This window comes from Vibrio sp. YQ_11 (assembly GCF_043103065.1).
GTDB lineage: Bacteria > Pseudomonadota > Gammaproteobacteria > Enterobacterales > Vibrionaceae > Vibrio > Vibrio parahaemolyticus.
The window spans coordinates 41,253-64,984 of record NZ_JBICJM010000021.1; the positions used below are offsets into that span (position 1 = coordinate 41,253).

Annotated in this window: 22 protein-coding genes and 2 pseudogenes; 19 read left to right on the forward strand and 5 right to left on the reverse strand. The window is 41.0% G+C overall.

What is annotated here, in order from left to right; genetic code table 11:
- Nucleotides 1-561: 561 nt before the first annotated feature.
- From ACF8EG_RS11200 to ACF8EG_RS11225, 6 genes are read left to right on the forward strand one after another with little or no spacing between them, the layout of a single operon-like run.
- Nucleotides 562-960, forward strand: a complete 399-nt coding sequence (locus tag ACF8EG_RS11200) for a hypothetical protein (protein WP_029851779.1) — start codon at nucleotides 562-564, stop codon at nucleotides 958-960.
- Complete coding sequence (locus tag ACF8EG_RS11205; RefSeq protein WP_029851778.1) at nucleotides 957-1,256, forward strand: YkgJ family cysteine cluster protein; 300 nt, start codon at nucleotides 957-959, stop codon at nucleotides 1,254-1,256. Before ACF8EG_RS11200 ends, ACF8EG_RS11205 begins: the two co-directional genes overlap by 4 nt.
- Entirely contained in the window at nucleotides 1,243-2,055 is an 813-nt protein-coding gene (locus ACF8EG_RS11210; RefSeq protein ID WP_029851777.1) for a GTPase, read from the forward strand. The genes ACF8EG_RS11205 and ACF8EG_RS11210 overlap by 14 nt, the downstream gene beginning before the upstream one ends.
- Nucleotides 2,056-2,089: 34 nt before the next feature.
- Entirely contained in the window at nucleotides 2,090-2,509 is a 420-nt protein-coding gene (locus tag ACF8EG_RS11215) for a hypothetical protein (protein ID WP_046028465.1), read from the forward strand.
- Nucleotides 2,510-2,521: 12 nt separating this feature from the next.
- Entirely contained in the window at nucleotides 2,522-4,213 is a 1,692-nt protein-coding gene (locus ACF8EG_RS11220) for a dynamin family protein (protein ID WP_069501032.1), read from the forward strand.
- A 3-nt stretch (nucleotides 4,214-4,216) separates the two neighbouring features.
- A complete protein-coding gene (locus tag ACF8EG_RS11225) occupies nucleotides 4,217-5,755 on the forward strand; it encodes a GTPase (RefSeq protein ID WP_046028461.1) in 1,539 nt (512 codons plus the stop codon).
- 73 nt (nucleotides 5,756-5,828) lie between these two features.
- Here ACF8EG_RS11225 and ACF8EG_RS11230 read toward each other — a convergent pair.
- From ACF8EG_RS11230 to ACF8EG_RS11250, 5 genes and pseudogenes are all read right to left on the reverse strand, one after another.
- Nucleotides 5,829-6,296, reverse strand: a pseudogene (locus ACF8EG_RS11230) (transposase zinc-binding domain-containing protein); the annotation flags it as partial.
- Nucleotides 6,293-7,179, reverse strand: a pseudogene (locus ACF8EG_RS11235) (tyrosine-type recombinase/integrase). The pseudogenes ACF8EG_RS11235 and ACF8EG_RS11230, both read right to left, overlap by 4 nt.
- A 190-nt stretch (nucleotides 7,180-7,369) precedes the next feature.
- Entirely contained in the window at nucleotides 7,370-8,143 is a 774-nt protein-coding gene (locus tag ACF8EG_RS11240) for a hypothetical protein (RefSeq protein WP_046028459.1), read from the reverse strand.
- 14 nt (nucleotides 8,144-8,157) lie between these two features.
- A complete protein-coding gene (locus tag ACF8EG_RS11245; RefSeq protein WP_069501030.1) occupies nucleotides 8,158-9,000 on the reverse strand; it encodes a hypothetical protein in 843 nt (280 codons plus the stop codon).
- A 135-nt stretch (nucleotides 9,001-9,135) separates the two neighbouring features.
- A complete protein-coding gene (locus tag ACF8EG_RS11250; protein WP_069501029.1) occupies nucleotides 9,136-10,482 on the reverse strand; it encodes an integrase arm-type DNA-binding domain-containing protein in 1,347 nt (448 codons plus the stop codon).
- A 325-nt stretch (nucleotides 10,483-10,807) separates the two neighbouring features.
- Between ACF8EG_RS11250 and ACF8EG_RS11255 the strand changes: the two genes are divergently transcribed.
- The 13 genes from ACF8EG_RS11255 to ACF8EG_RS11315 all read left to right on the forward strand — a co-directional run bounded on the left by ACF8EG_RS11255 (nucleotide 10,808) and on the right by ACF8EG_RS11315 (nucleotide 23,665).
- Nucleotides 10,808-11,161 carry a glyoxalase/bleomycin resistance/dioxygenase family protein gene (locus tag ACF8EG_RS11255; RefSeq protein WP_069506698.1) on the forward strand — a complete coding sequence of 118 codons (354 nt, stop codon included), beginning with the start codon at nucleotides 10,808-10,810 and terminating at the stop codon, nucleotides 11,159-11,161.
- A gap of 152 nt (nucleotides 11,162-11,313) precedes the next feature.
- Nucleotides 11,314-11,781 carry an RDD family protein gene (locus ACF8EG_RS11260; RefSeq protein WP_069506699.1) on the forward strand — a complete coding sequence of 156 codons (468 nt, stop codon included), beginning with the start codon at nucleotides 11,314-11,316 and terminating at the stop codon, nucleotides 11,779-11,781.
- 134 nt (nucleotides 11,782-11,915) lie between these two features.
- On the forward strand, nucleotides 11,916-12,548 hold the full coding sequence (locus ACF8EG_RS11265; protein WP_242540916.1) for a bifunctional 2-polyprenyl-6-hydroxyphenol methylase/3-demethylubiquinol 3-O-methyltransferase UbiG: 633 nt from the start codon (nucleotides 11,916-11,918) through the stop codon (nucleotides 12,546-12,548).
- A gap of 725 nt (nucleotides 12,549-13,273) precedes the next feature.
- Nucleotides 13,274-13,513, forward strand: coding sequence for a hypothetical protein (locus ACF8EG_RS11270; protein ID WP_069506705.1), 240 nt, complete (start codon nucleotides 13,274-13,276; stop codon nucleotides 13,511-13,513).
- Between the two features lie 660 nt (nucleotides 13,514-14,173).
- A complete protein-coding gene (locus ACF8EG_RS11275; RefSeq protein WP_079858810.1) occupies nucleotides 14,174-14,707 on the forward strand; it encodes a hypothetical protein in 534 nt (177 codons plus the stop codon).
- 135 nt (nucleotides 14,708-14,842) lie between these two features.
- Entirely contained in the window at nucleotides 14,843-15,226 is a 384-nt protein-coding gene (locus ACF8EG_RS11280) for a hypothetical protein (protein WP_069504754.1), read from the forward strand.
- A 618-nt stretch (nucleotides 15,227-15,844) separates the two neighbouring features.
- Nucleotides 15,845-16,159: a hypothetical protein gene (locus ACF8EG_RS11285; RefSeq protein WP_069504755.1), complete on the forward strand. Its 315-nt coding sequence runs from the start codon at nucleotides 15,845-15,847 to the stop codon at nucleotides 16,157-16,159.
- 763 nt (nucleotides 16,160-16,922) lie between these two features.
- Nucleotides 16,923-17,927 carry a DUF2971 domain-containing protein gene (locus ACF8EG_RS11290; RefSeq protein ID WP_069504757.1) on the forward strand — a complete coding sequence of 335 codons (1,005 nt, stop codon included), beginning with the start codon at nucleotides 16,923-16,925 and terminating at the stop codon, nucleotides 17,925-17,927.
- A gap of 1,261 nt (nucleotides 17,928-19,188) precedes the next feature.
- Nucleotides 19,189-19,686, forward strand: coding sequence for an ATP-binding protein (locus tag ACF8EG_RS11295; RefSeq protein ID WP_069504758.1), 498 nt, complete (start codon nucleotides 19,189-19,191; stop codon nucleotides 19,684-19,686).
- An 879-nt stretch (nucleotides 19,687-20,565) separates the two neighbouring features.
- Nucleotides 20,566-21,069 (forward strand): hypothetical protein, encoded by a 504-nt coding sequence (locus tag ACF8EG_RS11300; protein WP_069504762.1) that lies wholly within the window; start codon nucleotides 20,566-20,568, stop codon nucleotides 21,067-21,069.
- A gap of 144 nt (nucleotides 21,070-21,213) precedes the next feature.
- Nucleotides 21,214-21,996 carry a hypothetical protein gene (locus tag ACF8EG_RS11305; protein ID WP_069504764.1) on the forward strand — a complete coding sequence of 261 codons (783 nt, stop codon included), beginning with the start codon at nucleotides 21,214-21,216 and terminating at the stop codon, nucleotides 21,994-21,996.
- Between the two features lie 144 nt (nucleotides 21,997-22,140).
- Nucleotides 22,141-22,914, forward strand: coding sequence for a DUF4760 domain-containing protein (locus ACF8EG_RS11310; RefSeq protein ID WP_069504767.1), 774 nt, complete (start codon nucleotides 22,141-22,143; stop codon nucleotides 22,912-22,914).
- 109 nt (nucleotides 22,915-23,023) lie between these two features.
- Nucleotides 23,024-23,665, forward strand: a complete 642-nt coding sequence (locus tag ACF8EG_RS11315) for a DUF4145 domain-containing protein (RefSeq protein WP_069504768.1) — start codon at nucleotides 23,024-23,026, stop codon at nucleotides 23,663-23,665.
- The last annotated feature ends 67 nt before the right edge of the window (nucleotides 23,666-23,732 follow it).

Here is a 23,732-nt window from a genome sequence, read left to right on the forward strand (position 1 = left end):
AGAAATCCTTCTCAGTTGCTTCCCCCAGTCACCGCGACAAACTTCTGCCCCATTATCAGTTTCGACCAAGATTTCGCGTTCGCAGCTGGATTTGCCTAAAGAAAAATCATTTGATGAATGCTAGTCTTATGTGGCTTTGGTGAGAGTTTATGCGGTCATTGAGGAGGTAATTAGAGATAAACTGCACAAGTCATTTCGATTTGACTAAAGCATGTTACATAAAATCGTACTTCGCTAGAGTTAGAGTCTGTCGACTGATACGCCACACATTCAACCTTTAAAACTTTCCTAGTCATGCGTCTTTCATTTCCCACCTCGTAAGCTTATTAACTCATTACCTCTTACTGAATAATTATCAAATAGCCACGCCAGAAGAATACATCTAGTGCCATATTGGTCTGTTTTTATTCTGTGGTTCAGTGCGAAATGTGATGAATTTCAAGGATATGGAAAATTCAAATCTAATGCTAAAGTGTTAGGTTTAGCTATTGTGTCAGGTGTTGTATAACAATCGAATCCATATTAGAACAAGCAGTATTCGAAGCTATTAAAGGAACGATTATGTTTTTGAACCGTTTATCAATAGATGAAAAGGAAGCATTTCTTGCTCTTGCTCATCATGTTGCGCATTCTGACAATGACTTTTCAATGGAAGAAGAAGTCTTGATTGCAAAGTACTGCATGGAAATGCAAATGGACGATATTGAGTATGATGCAGTAAGGTTTGATCTAGCATCAGTGCTCAATACTTTTGAGTGTGATAGCCATCAGAAAATTGCGTTACTTGAGTTAATGGCGCTTATTTATGCGGATGGAGAAGTTGCCAAGCAAGAGCAGCAACTATTGAATGATATGATTACGCACTTTGGACTTAATCCAAACTTGGCGATTGTTTATCGTGAGTGGTCTAAGAATATCTTATCTCTATTCACCCAAGGTGAAGCATTGATCCACCTATGAGTTACCCGTGCACCCGTTGCGGCTTGTGTTGCCAACAAATTCAACATGTACCTGAGTTGAAAATCTTTCACAACGGTGATGGTATTTGCTTGTACTTCAATGCTGATGTTGGCTGCACAATATATCAAGAGCGACCTTTAGTGTGCCGAATTGATGAAGGGTATCAGCAGCTTTTTGAAAACCAGTTTTCATTAACAGATTACTATCTTAAAAATGCTGAAGTTTGCAATTACATGCAATTGGAAGCCGAGCTTCCAAGTCATTACAGAGTTAAATTAAAAGATGGACAAACATAAACTATTGCAGTTTTTACCAACGGATGAGCAGAATGTAAACCGTTTGCTGTACTTGAAAAATAATGCGACTAAACCACGTATAGCAGTGTTTGGGAAATATAATCACGGTAAAAGTACATTATTAAATGCTATGGTAGGCGAAGCGATTTTCAAAGCAGCAGATAAACGCGAAACCATTGAGAACAAAGAGCTTGAACAAGATCATGTTATTTGGATTGACACCCCTGGGCTTGATGCCGATGTGCATAAACAAGATGACAAAGCTGCCATTAAAGGTGCGTTTGAAATGGCTGACTACTTGTTTTTAGTTCACCAAGCTCAAGCGGGTGAGCTAGATAAATATGAGATGCAAATTTTCCAACAATTAGCACGTCAGGACAAGAATTACAGTAAGAAGATGTTTTTAGTCTTAACGCAAATCGATCAAAAGTCTGCCGATGAAGTAGCTATTGTTGAGGAGAAAATTCGCCAACAATTACTAGGGAGTCTTGATTTACGTGATTTACAAATCATTTCTGTGTCAGCGCATCGTTATAACAGAGGTCTTCAAGAGGACAAAGCGGTTTTCTGCGAAAAGAGTGGTATCCATGCGCTCTTTGATCTGACTGCTACTTTAGTGTCTGAGATTGATGAATTACGCAAGAAAGAAATGAAACGCTTGAAGTCTAAACTATTGCTGGATTTTTCTGCGCAAAAAGAGGCATTGAATGCAGAGTTAAAAGGGCTACGCTCTCAGCAGAGCAGTGAACTTAGTATGTTAAAGCGTGACGTAAAACAATTATCAGCAGCCTTGGTTTAACCAAGAACAGTAATGTAAATAGTAGGAGTTAATTATGGCTATTCCTTGGTTAATTGGCGCTGCAGTGGTAGGTGTCGTTGGTGTTGTCGGTGCCGCATTATCTGATGATGATTCAAGTTCGAGTGCTAGCTCGGGCTCACGAGAATTAGAGCGAGAGAGAGAAAGAGCAGAATCTGAACGAAAAGCAAAAATAGCACAAGCCGAACGAGAAGCAAAAGAGCGGAAAATTACAGAACAAAATCGAGCGCACGCCAATCGTTTTATTAATAAATATAGCTTGTCGATTTCAGCAGATTCATTAGTCGCGGCATCAAAAAATAGCAATCTTGAAGTTACGGCAATTCAAGCATTTCAAGAAAGCAAAAAATCGACTAAACAGGCACGACAAATCGAACAAATTAGTAAGCAGCTAGAAGAAATGAAGCAGCTTGAAAACGATTTAATCAATTTGTAAGAGAATGGAAAAATGACCAATAGCAACCCATTTCTTACTGCGTTAGAAAAATTTAAGTCAGACTTCAAATACATATCGGATAAAGAGCAGGATTTAGTTGCAATAAAATCCGCTTTGGTTGTAGAGCTTACCCAAGCAGCTCAGTTTAGTAGCAAGCGGATCAATGAGCAGCATCCATTGTTTAAATTGGCGACACAACTAAAGGCTTCCATCTATCAAGGGGTGCTAAGTTGGGATGCAAAATTAGAAGAGGCGTCACCAATGCGAGCGCTCAGCGAGCAGTTTGCTGATCGTGTTATTTTACTTGTATTTGGCAAAGTGAATGCAGGTAAAAGCTCGTTTTGTAATTACTTAACGAATCTATTTGCTCCTGAACAGATTAAGCGTTTTTGCTTTAAAGACGGCAAAGTTAAATATTTTGAGGGTGCGTTTGCCGAAGGTGTCACCGAGACTACCGCTCAGATCCAAGGTGTAGAGCTGGGCTCAAACTTGGTGCTATTAGATTCACCGGGGCTTCACTCGATAGTGGATGAAAACGGTGATCTCACTCGTCTCTATACCGACAGCGCAGACGCTATTTTATGGCTTACGCCATCAAGTTCTCCAGGGCAAGTACAAGAATTGCAAGATCTCAAGCTTGAGCTTGAAAAGAAAAAACCATTACAACCCGTCATCACGAAAAGTGACGTATTGGTAGAGGATTGGTGTGATGAGGCGCAAGACCTTATCCAAAAAGTGGAAAATAAATCAGCCCAAGTTCGCCAATTGCAGCAAGAAGATGTGCATAGCCGAGTCACGGCATTAGGCGGTGTTGATGATTTGAAAGAAGCGGTATCCGTATCGGTTCATGCGTACAAAACACTTACAGCGACCTCTGAGAACGCATTACAAGAGGCTGGCTTGCAAACGCTGTTTGAACGCCTGGTAGTAATAGTGAACGAAGCTAACCAATATAAGGTGGTTAAAGCTAAGCGCCAAATGATTAACTTCTTGGATGGTGAAGTACTGCATTCATTGAATGAAAATGTTTTACCGCAAGTGCGAGAGTTGCAGCAACTACTAACAAAAACAACGTATAACTTACGCCAAAAGCAAAATGTGATGTCGAGCCAGATTCTTGATAACGTACTGTGTGAAGTACCCTTAATCGTCGATAAGCACATGAACAACCGCGATAAAGAAGCGATAAGTCGTGAGCTAAACCAATTAATTGAAGAGCAAATCAGCAATACGTTGACGCAGGAGCTATCTGGCTACGTTAACAATATTCAGCGTGTTTCAGGCGACCTGTCGAGTGGCAGTTTAGGTGATTTTGATGATATCACTATTGACGTTAAACAGGTCACGGGTAGGCGAGCGTCGAGTATCGCTTCGAGTGCTGGTGGATTAGGCGGGGCAGCTGCTGGGTTTGCGGTGGGTGGACCTATTGGTGCTTTGATTGGTGGTGCGATTGGCTCTTTTGGCGGCAATAAACTCGGTGAACGAATCTTTGTCGAAATCTCCACTCACAAAGAAGCGGTTGGGGTCTCGCCAGATCAAGTCATCCTAACCACATCAGCAGCAGTACGTCAGCAATTGCCACAATTGGTAGAACACGTCTTTAGTGATGTGCAAACATCTTTCATGCCCTTACAGCAATACGCTGATTCCATAGTAATTGCGATTGAAAACTGTGCTTCAAAAACTCAAGCATTGAAGGTATAAATTATGAGAAATCCATTTATTGAAATTACTCAGAACCTTGATGAATCAAAGTGTTTAGTTGGCGCCTATCATCCGAATAATCAGATTGAACGTGTTTATGCCGAGTTAAAAGAAAAGCTAGATGATAACACTCTGCAAGTCATGCTTTATGGTGCGTATAACGCAGGCAAAAGTACATTGATCAATGCGCTTATTGGTCAAGAGAAAGCAACCGTAAATGACATTCCGACCACCGACACGGTTGATTACTATGATTGGAACGGGTATCGACTGTTAGATACTCCAGGAGTCAACGCTCCCATTGAGCATGAACAGACTACAATTGAGCAGATTAAACGTACTCAAGTGATGTTGTTTGTCATCCGAGAAGGGGACCAAGATTCAAAGGATCTTTATCATCGATTATTTGAAATGATTAAGCTGAATAAGAAAATTTTCATTGTACTTAACCATCAGCTTACGAACGATTCAGATAAAGCAACAGCTTATCAGAAGATCCTTCAGATTCTTTGTCATAAAGCTTCTGAATATGGCGTGAGTAATGAAAGCATTCAGCATATTAAAGTGTTACCAATGAATGCGAAAACGGCATTGACGGGACGTTTAAAAGATAATCACCCTCAGTTGCTTGAACGCTCTGGTTACAGTGAGTTCATTGAGGTGTTTAATGACTGGTTAAAATCAACAGACAACCAAGACAATCAACTGTCAGCAATTCAGAGTGCAGTTAATGAACTTTGGTACCAGCCAGCGGTAAACCAACTGTCCACGACAGACACCTCAGAACATAACGAGATATTGATGCGTTGCCGAGAAGATAAGCAAATGCTTGTAAGTCGCCAACGCTCGTTAGTAATAGAAGCAAGAAATATGATCAGTCATGAACTGATGTTGATGAAGTCTGATATCAGTGGCTGTATACAGAGTACACAAGATCAAGCGCAACTTGATAGCCAGTTGCAGCGTTTAATTGACCCAATTGGAGACAAGCTAGAAGCGTGGATCAACGATAGTTTGGGTGAAGTTAAGGGTCTACTAAACGTTGAGGTTTCTCACCGCTTACAACAAAGTTTGAGCTCAAATAATTCTGAGTATCTAGACAAGGTGGTTAAAGGGCTTGGAAATATGGGCTCCGCTGACAATATCAAGGGCTTACTACTTCAAGGTCGTAAGTTAAAGATCCCGGGTTTAAAAGGACGATGGGAGAAAACGTTGGGTAAATGGGCAGGAAAAGGTGCAATCGCTGTTCAGCTACTTACCGCGTTATGGGATGTGTATAGCGAAGGCAAGGCGCAAGATCAGCAAAACGCTCAAGAGCGTCAAGCGGCTGTTAGTTTATATCAGGCAGTTGATGAGATCTGTTCAGTGGTTAAACGTGAGTATGGCAATACTTCTGAGCGGGTGATTACCGAAATCCTCAATGCTCAGATTCGCGCACTTGATGATGAAATCGCAAAAATTACAGCAGAAGAAAATCAAACTCAGCAAGATTTGCAACAAGTGCTGGACTTTCAGAATAAACTCAACTCGATTGGTTATTAGGACGAAAGAAGAGGTATTCACTCAAAACATTACTCATAAGCTCACGAACACCGCCCATAGAGTTCTGCCGTACTAAGTGAGGATGTAGCTCTCGCTTTCGGCTGTGTGTATGAAGGACGATGGTAAATCCCAACTCACCTTGGTTTTGCCTGTGAGCAAAGTCTTTTAACGTAGATGAAGCCACACGGAACATGGCTTGATAAAGCGCTCGGGGAGCAGATCGAGCTAAGCTTCTCAGTTCATAAGGTAATGTGAAGGTTACCATGTAGTAATGAACTGGAAGCGGCTTACTTTTCTGTCTTTCAAGCCAGTCGGATGTTGTACGATGCTGACATTGAGGACTGTGACGATTTCCACACGAGAGAGTGAGACGGTCGTCATGGTGGCAGTGGGAGCAATACCACTGCGAAAGTCCTTGTTTCTCTGTTTTACACCGTAGCATGGCAGAGATGGATCGTTTGATATCGCTGTTAAAGTGATGCCCATAGTCTTGTTCAAGCTCGTGACGATGTTGGCGTAACAGGTCGATAAAAGTGCTCACACGGTCAACTTCCAGTCGAGATGCAGGCGGTCAGCCAGTTGATTGAGGGCTTGATTAGCATCATGTAACTTGAGTTGTGTGAGTTGAGTATAACGAGCCGTTGTATTTCAACTCGCATGACCGAGAAGTATTTGCAGTGAACGCAGGTCAAGCCCTTGCTCTAAGAGGTGGGTTGCAAAGCAATGTCGAAGTGAGTGAGGTGTAATTCGCTTATGAATACCACATCCTATACAACCTGTTTAAGCGCTTTTTGTGCTCCTTGATCATTAAAAGCGACATCGCAACACTTACCTTTGCTTAGGAATAACAGTTGGGGATGTCGGTGGGAACACCAGTATCGGCGTAAAGTATGAAGCGTTCTGTGAGGGAGTGGGACCAATCGATCTTTGCCGCCTTTTCCATAGCGAATATGGACTTGCATATTATGATTGTCGATATCAGCGATGTGAGATTGAGAGCCTCATTAATCCGAAGCCCCATCGTGTATAAAGTAAGAATAACACTCGGTAACGGGGTTCACGGGTGGTGTTAATAATCTGAGCGGCTTGCTCAGGAGAAATGATATTCGGAAGACGTTTGACTTTCGGAGGCTTGAAATGCCGATCCATTCCCACTGTTTGTTGAGCGTATGTTTGTATAAGAATTGAAGCCCACAGCGGTCAAGTTTAATCGTGCTCCAGGAGACCTGCCCAATCAGTTGACTGAAATATCGTTGCAGGCCTTCAATGGTCAGGGTATCAGGATACCGATCAAAGTTCTCGGTGATACGTCGCACAGCCAGAGAGTATGCAGAGATGGTTTTTGCTCGCTTACCTTGAAGCTTGAGTTGGGTAAGGTGTTGTTGATATAAGGCGTCAAAGCGCTCCTTTTCAGACGGGGTCATAGTGTTTTCTCTCCAGTAACACACCACCGACATGATGGTGTTACTAAAGAGTATGATTGTTGGTGCTTATTCATTTCTGCCGCGGGGCGGCTTCGTTCAACTCACAAATGTCCAAAAGAGAGTAAAACAGCTTTCTTAAAAGAAAGCTGTATCTCTAGTTCTAATGCCATGTTTGAGATGTTCAAGGTGTCTAAGTTGGTATTCTGGTGTTACGCGTGTTTCTCTCAATCAAGGTTTTAAAATCAAGAATCTTCTTCTGATTTCTGAGCTTAGTCATGGCTTGAGCGTCATCCACGACACAAATCCCTGCTGCCGTGTTTTGACAAAATTTCGAAGCGAGGCAACGTACCTCTATGACGGCAGCTTTATCTCGGCGATGCGCTTGTAAAGTCAGGAGCGATTTCGGTTCGTCATACTCAATGAATTCGTAATCTCTGAACAGTAAAGCAAAACTCACCGCTGCTGCTTCGGCGTCTGTAGCGGGAACAGTGGCATAATGGCTTCGGGTGATAGGAACGGAGTGAATTGAGTAATCATCATTGAGTAATACCGATAAGTTTGGATGCATGTCAGCAATATGGCCTTGAATGTAGTCTCTGCGTATATCTTGATAAAATTTCTGGTATTGGAAGTACGAGAGCGTAATGCCGTGGCTAATATCCCAATTGTTATCTCGTAGTAAATCACTAAAACAATAATCATCAATCTTCAACAGTTGCTTGAAGTTGTCAAAACCACCCAACACACGTTTAATCTGCCTTGGACTCACTCCACGATCGAGCAGGTCAGTTTCATTGAGATATGGTTCAGTGCGTAATATCGTGGTGACTAGTTCAATGAGACCGATGTCTACCGCACTGATACCTTGCATCAGAAGCGGCGCAAAGTAGTCTGAATGGGAGTAAGCTAGGCCTTCATCGAGTGCAGAAATGACGCTGAGGCGTATCGGGTTAGTCATCATCATGGTTAAACTCCTAATTAAGAGAAAAGGGGACGTGTCAGTCTTGGGGTAGTGCAATAGCCTCGATAGGTCAGCCAGCGAAAGTAAAAGTGTACTGCATCAATACGCTGTTTTTGCTCTTTGTGGCATACGTTAGATTGGCGGAGTGACTCACGATATTGACGAATGTCTTGTGTCTGTATGTATAATCTTTCATTGCTGCTGGAGTGGTTGTCGTCAACGAAGCGTAAAAAATGATGAAGGTAGTCTGCAATCTGATTGAGTCTGAATTGAGACATTCCTGAATGCTCACGCTCTGCCATCAATTCACTTAACCAGTTGAAGTATGGAAAACGAAGTTCCTCTTCTGAATAGCTCAAGTCTAGAGGGGGCAAGGTTGGGAAGTCGCCTTTTGTCGGTTTGTGTTTGTAAGCACGAACCACAGGAAAATGCTTAGCCACTAAGTGTATTTGCACTAATAATTGCTGACTCAATGACAGAGAGTCGGGAAGGGCATGGGGGTTGTTTTGGAAAAAGAACTTAGCTTGTAAGCGCACTGCTTTCGCTCTGCTTATTGCATGTTTCGGTTCGTCTGTTTTCAGTGCTACAAAATAGTGGGGCTTAATATGGCCTGATATTTTTAATGAAATCGGCGGTGTGATTTTGACTTGATAAATGCCATGCTGATTGGTGGAAATATGATGGGCGCGAAGCTGACGGTGTTGTTTTACTCCGATGTTTCCGTTTTGACGGGGCAGGGCAAGGCGTCCTTTTCGACGTAAGCGGCGCAGTGCTTGCATTTCACTAAAGCGAGGATGTTCGCTGATGGGTTTTACCTCAAATTGGCTTAAGTGAGTTTGATGTAAGTTCGAATTTGGCATAGGCGTGATTCCTTCTTGGCTGAATTTAGGATGCAGAAAGCTGCACCCTAAACTGGTTGAGGGTGTCATAAGTGACGGTGAGTTAAGTGGTGTCAAGCCATTCAGGCTCAGTGGTAATGCATGCTGAAGCGCTGGTTATGCGCTCTGTTTATTCTCCGCTTGATATTGTCCTGCAATCGAATAGTAGTTGCCTGTCGATTCCACAATATAATCGCTCCAGAATTGAAGAATTTCGTATCGTTCATCGAGATACAACGCACTGTTGTATGAAGCTCGAGTGGTGTTCTTATCTAAATGAGCAAGACACATTTCAATTGCATCTTCACGGAACTGTTTGTGTTCATTGAGATACGTGCTAGCAATGCCCCTAAACCCATGACTGACGAGCCTTCCTTTTAAACTAGTGAGGTTGAGTGATGAATTCACGGCGTAAGGACTTATGTGCGGGAATTTGGTATTCGGCTTGTCAGATGGAAATACGTGGACGTGCTCTCCTGATATTGGTCGAATGAACTCTAATATCCCTAACGTGTAGTCATTCAGCGGCACCAAATGCTCACGTTTGCTTTTAGTGTAGAAAGCTGGGATTGTCCAAAGTTTATTCTTAATGTTGATATCACACCAGCGCATGGCAGCGAGTTCATCTGCGCGAGTCATCGTGTGCATTTGCATTTCGAACGCGCAACGGGTGACGGGTTTCATTTGGTTGTTTGACATGATAGCCATCACTTCACCAAGTTCGTTTGGCGGTACTTTGAGCATGTGAGTGACTTTCGATTTGGCAAAGTTGTCTTTAATATAGGCTAAGCAATTAGATTTAATGATGTTTGAGTTTACCGCGAATTTCATCACTTGATTGGCAATGCAGCATGCACGCTTAACATTTTCTAATTGTCCTTTAGCTTGCATAGGTTCGATGACCGAAATGACTCCAGCGGCGGTGATATAGGCCATAGGGAGGTTGCCTAGTTTAGGATATAGGTTACGTTTTAAGAAAAGACGCTTGCGATGTGACGAGCGTACTTTGTTGGTGATGCGGTCGATTTCATCTTGCCCGAATACCGTGCCGTTAATTCTAGCTCTCTCACGTTCTTCGACAATCAGCTTTTCTCGGTTAGTTGTCTCTTGAATTTCTTCTTTCAGAAGCATCTTTTCTGCGACCGCTTTAAAGGTCTGTTGGCTTTCAACCAAATGGTCTAACTTCTGCTTTTCACGAAACAGTTTTGGGTCAATACCGTTCGTCATTTGCTTACGAAGCTCTTTAGCGACCTTGCGTACTTCGTCCAGCGTCATATTAGGGTATGAGCCAAGCCCCATTTTTTTACGCTTTTTAGTGCTAAAGTCTGTGTAGATAAATAACCAGTTCTTAGAGCCGTTTTTACGTATTCTTAGGTAGAGGTTTCCACCATCTGATAGTGAATATTCTTTGTCACTTTTCGCTGCATTCTTGATTTGTGTATTTGTTAATTTATTGATAGCCATGCTGCTACCCTCCTGTTTATCTATTTGTTCCCCTTCAAATTATCAATCGATTTTGGGGTACGCAAGGGGGTGCTAGAGCTGTGAGATGTAGTGAGAAAAGGTGACTGTGAAAGAGTGTTATGTTATTTTAAATCAAACGGTTAGGTTGTTTTTTGAGAGGTGGTGAGTCATGGTGATTAGTGTCTGGGAATTCTTAAGAGGGATTCTCAACGCTTGGCAGTTTTGGTTCAAAGTTGAGCTTTTGTGTTTATGGCACAATGGTTTAAGTTAGGTGGTATCGCGTTGTTCACCCCTTAACGCGGCGTTATGTGGTTGGAGAAAAATTATGAATCCATCAGCGGTTCTTGTTCATGTCCCAGATGTAGCGAAAGGTCTTGAATGGTACAAGAGAGCTTTTCCAGAAGCCGTTCCGGTTTATCATCCTGACTTTGACTTCACAGCGCTTGATATAAATGGTTTCTCACTAGAAATAGTCCAAGCAGACAAAAAGGTTGGTGCTGGTAAAAGTGGCACAGTTGTTTACTGGTCAGTAGATAACTTATGTGTTGCCTTGGCTCATTTTGAAGAACTCGGTGCGTACCTTTATCGTGGACCAATGGAAATTGAAGATAGGCTTTCAATGTGCCAAGTTGAGGACCCATTTGGAAACTTAATAGGACTACGTGGGAAAACCACATAACAAATTGTTTAAGAGGGATTCGCAACGCGTGGCATTTTTACTATGCGTTAGTTTTAGTGTTTAAGGTGGTATGCGGCGGCTTTGGTATTGCGTTGCTCACCCCTTAACAAGGCGTTAGCTTACGAATGGAATTCATCACAAAGGAGATAAGCATGGAAGAAATACAAGATAACCCATACTTACTTGCTTCACGTTGGTCTAGAGTTGGGGCGGCAATAATTGATTCAGTTGTACTAGGCATTATTATGCTACCTTTAGCGTATTTTACAGGTGGCTTTGACGGTCTTGCACAAGACCCTCCGGTAGAGCCTTCGTTTAGCTATCAGGTAGTGATGGCACTATTGGGTTTTAGTCTTTACTGCGCAGTTAACTGGAAACTGTTGGGACAATCTGGTCAAGCTGTAGGTAAAAAAGCCATGAAAATTAAGGTCGTGAACATGGATGGAAGCCAAGCCAAGGTTCAAGACCTTGTGTTTAAACGCTATGCATTTATGGTGTTTATTGCTTACATCCCACTAGTTGGTGGGATATTAAACCTAATCAACCTTATAATGATTTTCGGTAAACAGAAACGAGCACTGCATGATAGGGTGGCGAAGACGCGAGTAATCTTAAGCTAACAAAGCGTTTAAGGCAGATTCGCAACGCTTGGCAGTTTTGGTTCAAATCGGGTTTTGTGTTTACGGTGCAATGGTTTAAGTTAGGTGGTAGCGTCGCTCACTACTTAACGCGGCGTTAGCAGTCAAGGATGAGTATGAAACCAAATTATCAAGTTCATGAAGACATGTATGTTGAAGCTCGCCAAACTGGCTGGGAAGGTTGGGGTGGCAATGAGCGAATGTCTAAAGCAGTTTTAGTGGATCGTTTTCTAGAGCTATGTGAACGACCCAAGCAAGGTAAACTCCTCGAATTAGGGTGCGGTGAAGGGCATCATTGCCGAGCTTTCCAGAAGTTGGGTTTTGCGGTAACAGGTATAGATATCTCGCCAACCGCAATTGCATGGGCAAAGGAAAAAGCTAGAGCAACAGCAATTGAGGGGGATTATTATACAGCTGACCTAACAGTAGAGTCTCTTGAACTTCCAGAACGTTATGATGTTGTGATAGACGGTAATTGCTTACATTGCATTATTGGCGCAGATCGAGCCATATTCTTGGGTAATGTTTATCGTTCACTATCTGAAAATGGGGTATTTTTCGTCAGTAGCTTGTGTTCTAAAGATGAAAATAGCTTTGAAATTTATAGGGATAACAGTCCATATCGTCATGTTGCCTCTCAAAGTGGTCTAGTCGTTGAACTTGAGCAAGCTGGGTTTCAAGTGCTTCATGTCAGTGTCTATGAACGTGAAACTTCAAACCACATAACGGTATATGCAATAAAAGCGTAATTTGGTGTGGAAAAAACTGCTAACAAACTGTTTAAGAGTGATTCGCAACGCGTGGCATTTTTACTATGCGTTGGTTTTAGTGTTTAAGGTGGTATGCAGCGGCATCGGTATTGCGTTGCTCACCCCTTAACAGGGCGTTATGCGACTAAGCAAAAAATCTTCTATCTCTCTCTTTTTCGCTCTCTTTGGCAATCGGTTCTCGGTGTCGGCAATTTAGCATTGTCGGCCTAAATTCTTGAATCACTCGCGCCGTAAAACATGCCAAAGTTCGCGGGTTGCCTCATTGGTTTTCAGAGTTGGTTTGTGGCGAGGTTGGCTGGCGCAAAGTGTGGCAAGGGCAAGTTTATCGGCAGTTCTTCTTCGCTGGTCGTCCGCAGCGTTGAGTTTCTCGAAGCAAAAGCTGAGTCATGCGCTGGAATTCACCATTAGTCACTTGTCGGAAGTGAAGCTGTAACATAGTGACTTCGGTTGTTCAGTGAATCACAAAAAGTGCTTGGTTTGTTTGTGGTTTTTCGTGTCTAAGGTAATCTTTCAGTGCCCAACTTGGCTTGGTAGGTGAATTCGCATAACAAACAATTCAAGCAGACCCTCAACGCTCGGCGATTTTGGTTTGCGTCGTGTTCGGTGTTGCCAAGCAATGCGGAAAGTGAGCCAGTGCGTTTCGGGCTACTTAATTGGGCGTTAGTTTGCTTTCGAGTATAAATAAAGTCTGAGTGGTATTAAAAATGGAAGAATTAGTATCAGCGTTTTTTAGAGCAGTGGGTTCTGTACTAAAAGTAATTGCTCAGTTGAAGTTAGTGGAACTTATGGGTTATTCCGTTGGTTGGGTTGTCGCTAAAACTTTTACATTAGGAAGTTTTCCTTCCTCATCGGTAACAGACTCAGAGCGCGTTAAAGTAAACTATATTGGGTTTCTGAGCATACTGCTGTGTTTGGTCGCGATTGCTCTGCTAAATAGGGGCTAAGTATATATATAGCAACGCAACTAACAAAGCGTTCAAGAGGGACAGTCAACGCGTGGCGACTTTGGCTTAAATCTTGGCATCGGTGTCTAGGATGGTAAATTTAATTTTGGTGGTAGCGCGTTGCTGCCCCTTAACGCGGCGTTAGCCCTCACGAAAAGGTACATGTAGTCATGAAAGGACGTTGCCCTAACTGCAATGCAGAGTCTGAGTCGATTCCTCTTAGCCAAAAGTGTTCTCAATGTGGAGAGTTCTCAAATGACTGGGTTATTTTTGATTGGGAAGGATACTGCAGATTCAAGAGAGTAATGATTAGATGTAATTGGGTCCTTTTGGTATTGTGCTCTGCTAATTTATTGGCAATTGTACTAGGCGATGCTGATCCAATTCAGTGGCTATTCTGTTTGCTCATTATTCCAGCAATAGTGAGTTTAACTAGGTCTTATCATGCAATCGCTAACTCTAAACACTATAAAGGACATCGCTTAAAGGATATAAGCCCATGGTTTCCTTTGTTGTAAAGGGCTAACAAACAATTTAAGAGTGATTCAGCACGCATGGCATTTTCGCTATGCGTTGGTTTTAGTGATTAAGGTGGTATGCGGTAGCTTCGGTATTGCGTGCCTCACACCTTAATTGGGCGTTATGAGTAAAGGAGACATTGTGCCATTAAAGGAAAGTAATGATTGGTCAACATTAGTTCAAATGGCTGTTGAATTAAGAAAATGTGATGACTTAGGGTTAATAAACGCATCAATTACATTGTACTTTGTTTATATCGATACTTTAAGTAGTTTGTCTCGCCCACTAAATGTTGCAAGAGGTAGTAGAAAATATTTTTGTGACTGGGTTGATCGCTACTTAAAAGCACATGAAGATCAACCATATCAATATGTAGGCAGGCATGTTTATGCTGCAAGATGTGCATTTCTACATGCACATTCATCAGAAGCGTTATTACATGAGGAAAATTCGGATATTCCAATGTTCGCGTATTGTGATGGTGGACAACATTACTTTGAGCCAACGGTTGAAAATAGGATGGTAGTCATTGGTACTCGAGCTTTCGTGAATGATGTAATTAATGCAATGTCTGATTTTATGGATGAGTGTGGTAATGATATTAATTTGAAAGCTCGTGTTCAAAGTCGGTTAGGAGGCGTACTGCAAAAAAGACCGATGCCAATTTACTCATAACAAACAATTTAAGAGTGATTCAGCACGTTTGGCATTTTCGGTTTGGGTTAAGTTCAGTGATTAAGATGTTCAAGTTGAGTGTGGTGGATGCGTGCTTCACACCTTAATTGGGCGTTATACGTTTAAGGAGAAACGGTGTTTAAAAGTACACATATTTACTATCGATTTAAGAAGGGCGAAGTCCAAGCCACGCATGTGGAAAGTGGTAAAGTTGTAAATAAAACTTGTTCAGCTTTAGCTCATTCTAGAACTTTAATGGGTGATTTTTTTGAGATTGAAAGGTGCCTTAAAGATATATCGGCTGAGCTCTTACCTAAAACACTTTTTTCGCTTTCACCAATAGCCATAGTTCAGTTGCTTGAAGCATCAGAAGGTGGTTATACAAATGTGGAAATTAGGGCTTTCCGCGAGGCTATTTTAGGCACTGGAGCTAGGCGCGTGTATTTCCCAGAATCCAAGTCAGTTCTATCGTCAAGTGAAATAAAAGGCCTTAGTTTTAGGGAACTGCCCAACGTATAACAAAGCGTTTAAGAGGGATTTGGCACGCGTGGCATTTTTAGTATGCGTTAGGTTCAGTGTTTATGGTGCTTTGCGGTCGTTTTTGTATTGCGTGCCGGCACCCCTTAACGCGGCGTTAGTTGCCAAGGCGAAAAACGCAGCTAAAGCGGAGCATTTAGGGCTAAGGTCCGTGTGTTTTTGGCTCGGTTTTCGTATTTCAATTTCTAGTTATTTGGGTTTGTAAAATCGTGCGTTGGTTTCTTTTGTGGTTGTATCCTCTATTTCAGAAACCGCTTTATATGTTGAAAGTTAGCTCTGTAACACTGTTTGTCCAAAGGCGCTTTTTGGTGTTGTTTGCTCGTTTTCTACGGCGTTGTATGTTCCAAGTGGTTTCAGTGACAGGCGCTTGGAAACTGCGCCTGATTTGAGTTTCTTAAAACACTAAAAGTAGTGTTGGAAAAGCGGAAATTAACATCAAATCAAAGCTTTAGGTTTGGCAACTAACAAAGCATTCAAGAGGGATTCACAACGCTAGGCAGTTTTGGTTTGAACTAGCTTTAGTGTTTACGGCACAATGGTTTAGGTTGGGTGGTTTGCGTTGTTCACCCCTTAATGCGGCGTTATAAGGCTTGGAGAAATATGGAACTAAATTGTCTAATTGATTCAGAGTTACTCTCGCTTAATCAAAGTTTTGATGATACCTATATTGAAATGCTATTCCTTTTAGAGTCCGATCAGAAGGTCAAACTCTTTGTCAGTAATAAGCAAGGTAAAGCGATAACTGTTCGTTTTAAGGGAATGCAGCTATCTGCTAGAAAGACGACTTTAAGTGATATTCCAACATTAGGTGAAGTTGAAGGAGTCTCTTATTTACAAGGCTCCCTTGCGTTAGAAGGTGACTTCGGGCTAATTGAAGTTGATGGTCAGGATATTGTCCTTGAGCCCGCCTTATAACAAATTGTTCAAGAGTGATTCGGCACGCGTGGCATTTTTACTATGCGTTGGTTTTAATGGTTAAGGTGGTATGCGGAGGCTTCGGTATTGCGTGCCTCACACCTTAACAAGGCGTTAGTTTGCAAGAGGAAAAACGCAGCTATATCGCAAGATCTAGTGGTAAAAGCTCAAAGTCGAAATTGTCGTATCGGCGTTCAATTTCAGTGTTAATTAGTGTGGTGAAAATCCAAAATTGGCATCGTTTCAACGGTTGATTTGTTCTTTGGTGCGGCGACTTTTGGGTTAACTGAGTTGAACTTTTTTTCTGAAACTCTGCTCGTTGAGTTTGTTGGTACAAAAGCCGATTTACTCGCTGAAATGACGTTTTCTCTGGTGTGGAAAATTTACGTGGTTTCAGTGACTTTGTTGAAAGTCCGCATTGTGAGATTTGTTTTCCAAAAGCACTTTTTGGTGTTGTTAGTCCGTTTTCTACGGCGTTGTTCGTTCCACGTGGTTTCATTGAGTAGCCGCTTTGAGACTACGCCTGACTTAAATGCATCAAAGCACATAAAGTTTATTGTTTGCAAAGTTTAAAATAACGTAAAATCAACGCTTTGGGTTTGCAAACTAACAAACTGCTCAAGAGGGATTCGCAACGCGTGGCATTTTCACTATGCGTTGAATTTAGTGATTAAGGCGGTGTGCAGAGGCTTCGGTATTGCGTTGCTCACCCCTTAGCAGGGCGTTATGTTACTGATTTTACTTAGGTGTTAAGAGAAATAAGATGTCAATTAAATATCATTATACTAATTTAAATGGTCTTTTTAATATTTTGAACTACCAAACCTTACGATTTGGTAATGTAAATATGATGAACGATCCAAATGAATTGGAAATGGGGAAATCATTTTTAATTTGCTATTTACAAGATAAGTATAATACGAATCACTTCGACAGAAGAACAATTGAAGGTTTAACAAACCCGAGCTCTAATGTTGATTCTTATATATTTTGTATGAGTAGTGTACCTGAAGATTTGAATCAATGGCGAGTTTATGCAGATAATGGAAACGGTGTTCAATTATCAATTAATACAGACTCTTTAAACAAATATGTTAACCATTATCTTGAGAGCTCAATGGGGCAAGCTTGCAAGGAAGGGTTGCGAATACCATATCGAAGTGATGAATTAGAAAAATGTCATTACTTGTCATTGTCAACGAATACTGGAAAACTAGTTGTTAATGAGTGTGAAAGTAAAAATACTTTATATAAAGAGCTCGATGATGCATGGGAAAAATATGGTTTAGATGACTATTTTGATTTTCATGGTGAAGTGTTAGTAACAAAAAACATTAAAGATCAGTTAGAAGGCAGACCTATAACTCCTGAGCGATTAAAACGAACAACAGAATGTTCTTTTACTTTAGAGGTTATTTTAAAAAGAATATATGCAATTATAAAAGAAGAATCTTATAAGGTCGAAAATGAATTCAGGAATGTTATTTATGCGGACCGAAGCTTGTTAAGTATGCCAGGAGAGAGTGAATTTAAAGATGATGGGTTATGCTTAAAAGATATTTTTAGCTACTACACAAATGGCTATGGTATTTCATCTTGCGTAGATGTTCCGATTAATAATAATTTAGATTATGGTCATGTTATTGAAGAGATAAAGCTTGGCTGCAATGCAAATAAAACCAATGCTCGAGCAATAGATGACATGCTTAAATACAAATGGAAAAGATTTCATACTCCAATTACATATTCATCAATTTTATTTCGATAATCACGTTATAAATAACAGAGTATGACGTAACATAACAATCTGTTTAAGAGTGATTCGCAACGCGTGGCATTTTTACTATGCGTTGCGTTTAATGTGTAAGGTGGTATGCGGGAGCTTCGGTATTGCGTTGCTCACACCTTAACAGGGCGTTAGTCGCCAGAAAAAGCTAGCAGTCAAAATCATGTTTCTACGCTCAAAACTTGGCTACTGGTTGTTTGATTCATAGTTCCATCTTCGACGGTCAAAGCTCTGTTTCATCGGCTCTAAATCAATGCATTGCTATTTTCCAAGCGGTTGTTTTGTTCTTTGTTGGTGATAGCGCGGGGCAATCGAAAATCTGTTTTTGGTTGCAAATCTGCTCGGTGAGTCTGTTGGTTTAAAAGCTTATTTACTTGCTGAAAGGGCGTTTTCTCTGGTGCTGTAAGTTCCACGTGGTTTCAGTGACTTTGTTGAAAGTCCGCACTGTGAGATTGGTTTTCCAAAAGCGTTTTTTGTGTTGTCAGTCCGTTTTCTACGGCGTTGTTTGTTCCAAGTGGTTTCATTGAGTAGTCGCTTTGAGACTACGCCTGATTTAAATGCATCAAAGCACATAAAGTTTGTTGTTTGCAAAGTTTGGTTCGGCTTAAAATTGTCGCTCGGTGCCTCGCGACTAACAAACTGCTTAAGAGGGATTCGCAACGCGTGGCATTTTTAGCATGCGGTGGGTTTGGTGATTAAGGCGGTGTGCGGTAGCTTTTGTAGTGCATTGCTCACCCCTTAGCAGGGCGTTATGCTTAATCAAGTAAAATCAGTTGGTTATGATTTTTTCTTTGTTCCCTCGGCTTTTCAGTTCGGTGTTTGTCGGCAAGTTGGCTTTTTTTGAGTGCTGTTTTTCGGACACTTATTCTTTGACGCTAGAAATTCAGAGAATTGCCTCATTCAATTCTTGGGCAAGTGCGAGGTTAGGGCGGTTGGCTCAATCAGAGATTTGATCTTAGGTTTTTTCGTTTTAGGTGCCAAATTTCAAAGTCTGATTTTCAAAATCATGAGTCATTTCAGTTTTTTGGTTTTTGGCTTTTGTTTGTGAATCAAAGTCGAGTTAATCTTGTTTCTAGTAAAACGTAAGCCATTGAAGCTTAAGCATAACAAGGCGTTTAAGCGGGATTCATGCCGCGTGGCATTTTTGGTTTGCAGTGAGTTCTGGTGGTGAAAATGGTCTGCAGAAACTTGGTTTGTGCGGCACTCACCCCTTAACGCAGCGTTATGCGTAAATGGAGGAAACATGGATAATCAGGGAAAGCTGTTCTTCTTCTGTGGCAAGATGGGAGCAGGTAAATCGACTAAATCTAAGGTTGTTGCTGCTGAAAATAGTGCAGTCCTAATTTCAGAAGATGATTGGTTGTCAGCTCATTATCCCTCACAAATTCAAACGTTTGACGATTACATTAAGTACTCAAACCTTATTAAGCCTTTCATTAAAAGCCATGTTCAAAACTTGTTGAATGTTGGGGTTAACGTTGTCATGGATTTCCCGGCCAATACCGTGAAGCAAAGAGCTTGGTTTGTATCACTGTGCCTAGAAGTAAACAGTGAACATGAGCTTTGGTATTTAGACTTAACCGATGAACAATGCTTGTCCCAAATCGCTAAACGTCGGGTTGAACAACCAGAACGGGCTATGTTTGACACAGAAGCAGTATTTCATCATGTAACTCAGTATTTTGAAGCACCAACAGCTAGTGAAAATCTCAGTTTGGTACGTGTGGCAGGATACGCATAACAAAGCGTTTAAGACGGATTCACAACGCTTGGCATTTTCAGTTTGATTCGGCTTAAGTGTTTACGGCACAATGGCTTAGGTCCGGTGCTCGCGTTGTTCACCACTTAACGCGGCGTTAGTTGCCAATGAGGAAAACGTAGCCAAAGTAAGAATTTAGGGTTACTGGTTCGTATGCTTATGGCTCGATTTTTATTTATCGAACTTTGGTTTTTTTGGTTTTCGAAAATCACGCTTTGATCGTTTTCGGTTTTTCTGTTTTAGACGCCGCTTTGTTTGTTGAAAATCAGCTCTGTGATATTGCATGTTCAAAAGAGCTTTTTGGTGTTGTTGGTCGTTTTCTGCGACGTTTTAAGTTCCAAGTGGTTTCAGTAACAGGCGTTTTGAAACTACGCCTGTCTTAAGTTTTTCAAAGCACATAAAAACAGTGTTGGCAAAGCGGTAATTAACTTCAAATCAAAGCGTTACGTTTGGCAACTAACAAAGCATTCAAGAGGGATTCACAACGCTTGGCAATTTTGGTTTGAATCGGCTTAAGTGTTTACGGCACAATGGTTTAGTTTGGGTGGAGGCGTTGTTCACCCCTTAATGCGGTGTTAGTTGCCATCGTAGAAGGTGGTATTTAGAAAACATATTCGCAGATAAATTGAGTAATAGGTGTATGACTAAATTTGGAGTTTTGTGTGACAAGTAAGTACTTCAACCCTCACAAAAGCTTTATTAGCCTTCCTGCCTTATGGGGTGTGGTTGTGGCTTTGTCATTGTTTTCACTGGTACTAGCTTCCATCATTGTCGCAAACTCTGAACTTGATGTTGACTTATCGTTTAACGGTTTCAATAATTTTTTTGACGGTGTTCCGAGTCCCCTTAGGAGTACTAGCTTTGATTATTCCTATCGTCGCATTGCTGGCGGCAAACCATCGATCAGAGCAAACTAAAGAACAAATTCGTGTGACCAACCAACAAAACAACTTTGCTAATTACTACAAGCATATAGAAGAATACGAAAAATATGCGATGACAATTGCAGATTACGAAGAGATATCTCGTAGAAATATTCGCAGAAATCATAAGCTTCTTTTCAGTCGTGCAATTGACGGAGATTATTCAGTTTCAACTGAGTTATTAGAGACCATTAAGTTGTTAGCGGCCGACATCGACGCTAAAGAAATGGCTAAATCTGAACTGCACGAGCGATATTTAGCTATTTCGAATGAGTTTCGCTTAGATGATACGGATGTAGAGTCATCTGAGTATGACATTGATAAAGTCTATGAAAACTTCCACAAGTTGGTATACAAGATAGACTACTTAATGTCTTTCTCGGATACATACTCTACTCCTGACGAACTATCTAGTCACCTAGTAAAAACAGATAGTGCTTAGGCAACTAACAATAAATTTAAGAGTGATTCACAACGCTTGGCGCTTTCACTTTAAGCCGGTTTAGTGTTTATGGCACAATGCTTTAGCTAAGGTGTCAGCGTTGTTCACACCTTAATTGGGCGTTATATTATCAAGGAGGATTAGGTGAATAAATATGGAAAATTAATAGAAAACATTATTTTAATAGGGATGCTCGCAGTTGGTCTCGGTTTGGTCGTTATTGAGCAGCTTGCCACTGAAAGTACGGATTACAAAGGATTAGTTCCCTATATAAGCGCAGTGTCTTCAACACTACTAACGAGCGGTTTATTGGGGTTGCTCTACAAAAAGTATGTCGATGGTCAACATTACGGTGAAATAAAAAGACTCCTTCGTATTCACGAATCAATTGAAGACTCTTCACTTATTAGATACATTCCTCGAGCAAGCAATTATAACTATAATGACCTCATCAACAACACAAAGAAACTCACTGTTGTACTTAATGATGGCAACCATTGGGTGACTTCAAATGGGGATGATTTGCTAGCAAGGTTTAGTCGAAAAAGTACGACGGAACTTTTTGTATTAAGTAGAGAAAGCCCATTTATAGACGCACTCGTGAACAAAGTTGACCACTATACTAAGGAGCAATACCTAAGCAAACTCGATACAGCTAAACACGAGTTAGTAAAGCTATATGAAGAGAGTTGTCAAAAAGGTGAGCTTAAAATATACGAGCTAAAAAACTATCCTACTCAGTCATACTACTTAACAGAAACGCTGATAGTAACTACTCCTTATCAAATCTGTTCGAAAAGGCTTAATATTCCTGCATACGAATATGATGCTACGAGAAAAAATAGTCACTTTGTAAAGTATGTCTATAAAGATGTAGCATACTTGCGTAAAGAGTCTGTTTTGTATTTTGATTCAGAGAAAAAATAATATAACAAAGCGTTTAAGAGTGATTCGTAACGCGTGGCATTTTTACTGTGCGTTAAGTTTAGTGGTTAAGGTGCAATGCAGAAGCTGTTGTATTGCGTTACTCACACCTTAACGCGGCGTTATAACTACAATTTAAGTATCGAGATGAATAAAGAAACGAAATTATTAAACATTTTATTGCTGTTGGCTTTATGTGTTTCGTTGTTTTTGGTTGGTGTATTCCTTGGCGGCAAAGGGGCTTACTCCTTTAACTTCAGGGATTTTGTCATGCCAACGATAGCAGTGTTCGCTGCTTTATTGGCTGCAACTATGGCTCATAGAACTCTGCAAAATGCCAAACGAGCAGAAGTCCTAAAAAATACACTTGATGCACTAAACCATGATTTATTTAAGGGTGATAGTAGAGTCAGGCTAGAAAATGCATGTATTAAATTAAGTACGAAAATTGATGAACACGGCAGTTTTAAAGCTCTAGTTAGGCTACGCCCAGCTGCGGATAAGTTCGTAGAACAATACAAAACTGAATGTCCAAAAGATTATGAGCAAATTATGGATGCCCTCAATTATATAAATCGTTTGTGCTTTGGTGCCGGTGCTGGGATTTATGACCAGAAACTAGTTAACGAATTTTTGGGTGAAGCACTATTCCAAACTTGGTGGGCAGGTATGATCATCATCAGGGAGAAAGAAATGCGTTATATAGAGCGTATTCATTCCAATCACAAACTCCATCCGGATTTTGGCTCTCCTTATAAGTATTTGTATAAATGGGTTCAGAGTGTAAAAAATAGTCAAAATATTGAGGGGCTGGACTATGTTTTTGCCAAACTTGATGAGGGCTTTGAACGTAGGGCAACCACAGAAAAGATCGCTCAGCGATATAGTAGTTATAACAAACAATTTAAGAGTGATTCGTAACGCTAGGCGGTTTTACTATGCATTGAATCATGTGTTTAAGGTGCAATACCGGATCTTCGGTGTTGCGTTACTCACACCTTAATTGGGCGTTAGGGCAATTGGAGAAACTATGAAAGAAAATAAGATGACAAGCGCGGTTAGATGCGGTCACTGTGATAATAAAGCTCCTATGATTATTGTTGCTGAACATAGTCAGGTAGAGACTATTGATATGGAGAACGCTCCATTCACTTGGGACGAAGGTGATTTTTATCAAGTCCTTGAATGCTTGGCATGTAAAAATGTAACTTTTCGACAAGGTTATTGGCACGAACACTTAAGTGAATTCAATGAAATTAATTATCAAACACTGTACCCCAAGTCACCAAGCGCCATTAATGGATTACCTGAAAATATCGAAAAGTCTTATTCTGCGGCGCAGAAGATTAAAAATATAGATTCGAATGCTTTTGCTGTTTTGTTAGGTAGGGTTCTAGATTTGATCTGCATGGATAAACATGCAGAAGGAGACACTTTATTTTCTAGGCTAAAAAATCTTGCTGATAGAGGTATCATGCCCCAGCAGCTAGCTGATATGGCTCACCAGTTAAGACAGCTAAGAAATATTGGTGCTCATGCTGATCTAACTGTAGCCGAAATACCTATATTAGAGGCACTGATAAAAGCTATATTGGAGTATGTCTATTCAGCGCCAAACTTAGTTCAACTTGTGCAAAGTAAAATTGAAGCAATGAAAGCCCAAAAGCCCTAACAAACAATTTAAGAGTGATTCGGCACGCGTGGCATTTTTACCATGCGTTGGCTTTAGTGGTAAAGGT

What these genes read in the sequence shown, in the direction of transcription:
- ACF8EG_RS11200 (WP_029851779.1), top strand. Translation starts at nt 562, where the DNA reads ATGTTTTTGAACCGTTTATCAATAGATGAAAAGGAAGCATTTCTTGCT.
- ACF8EG_RS11205 (WP_029851778.1), top strand. Translation starts at nt 957, where the DNA reads ATGAGTTACCCGTGCACCCGTTGCGGCTTGTGTTGCCAACAAATTCAA.
- ACF8EG_RS11210 (WP_029851777.1), top strand. Translation starts at nt 1,243, where the DNA reads ATGGACAAACATAAACTATTGCAGTTTTTACCAACGGATGAGCAGAAT.
- ACF8EG_RS11215 (WP_046028465.1), top strand. Translation starts at nt 2,090, where the DNA reads ATGGCTATTCCTTGGTTAATTGGCGCTGCAGTGGTAGGTGTCGTTGGT.
- ACF8EG_RS11220 (WP_069501032.1), top strand. Translation starts at nt 2,522, where the DNA reads ATGACCAATAGCAACCCATTTCTTACTGCGTTAGAAAAATTTAAGTCA.
- ACF8EG_RS11225 (WP_046028461.1), top strand. Translation starts at nt 4,217, where the DNA reads ATGAGAAATCCATTTATTGAAATTACTCAGAACCTTGATGAATCAAAG.
- ACF8EG_RS11240 (WP_046028459.1), bottom strand. Translation starts at nt 8,143, where the DNA reads ATGATGATGACTAACCCGATACGCCTCAGCGTCATTTCTGCACTCGAT.
- ACF8EG_RS11245 (WP_069501030.1), bottom strand. Translation starts at nt 9,000, where the DNA reads ATGCCAAATTCGAACTTACATCAAACTCACTTAAGCCAATTTGAGGTA.
- ACF8EG_RS11250 (WP_069501029.1), bottom strand. Translation starts at nt 10,482, where the DNA reads ATGGCTATCAATAAATTAACAAATACACAAATCAAGAATGCAGCGAAA.
- ACF8EG_RS11255 (WP_069506698.1), top strand. Translation starts at nt 10,808, where the DNA reads ATGAATCCATCAGCGGTTCTTGTTCATGTCCCAGATGTAGCGAAAGGT.
- ACF8EG_RS11260 (WP_069506699.1), top strand. Translation starts at nt 11,314, where the DNA reads ATGGAAGAAATACAAGATAACCCATACTTACTTGCTTCACGTTGGTCT.
- ACF8EG_RS11265 (WP_242540916.1), top strand. Translation starts at nt 11,916, where the DNA reads ATGAAACCAAATTATCAAGTTCATGAAGACATGTATGTTGAAGCTCGC.
- ACF8EG_RS11270 (WP_069506705.1), top strand. Translation starts at nt 13,274, where the DNA reads ATGGAAGAATTAGTATCAGCGTTTTTTAGAGCAGTGGGTTCTGTACTA.
- ACF8EG_RS11285 (WP_069504755.1), top strand. Translation starts at nt 15,845, where the DNA reads ATGGAACTAAATTGTCTAATTGATTCAGAGTTACTCTCGCTTAATCAA.
- ACF8EG_RS11290 (WP_069504757.1), top strand. Translation starts at nt 16,923, where the DNA reads ATGTCAATTAAATATCATTATACTAATTTAAATGGTCTTTTTAATATT.
- ACF8EG_RS11295 (WP_069504758.1), top strand. Translation starts at nt 19,189, where the DNA reads ATGGATAATCAGGGAAAGCTGTTCTTCTTCTGTGGCAAGATGGGAGCA.
- ACF8EG_RS11310 (WP_069504767.1), top strand. Translation starts at nt 22,141, where the DNA reads ATGAATAAAGAAACGAAATTATTAAACATTTTATTGCTGTTGGCTTTA.
- ACF8EG_RS11315 (WP_069504768.1), top strand. Translation starts at nt 23,024, where the DNA reads ATGAAAGAAAATAAGATGACAAGCGCGGTTAGATGCGGTCACTGTGAT.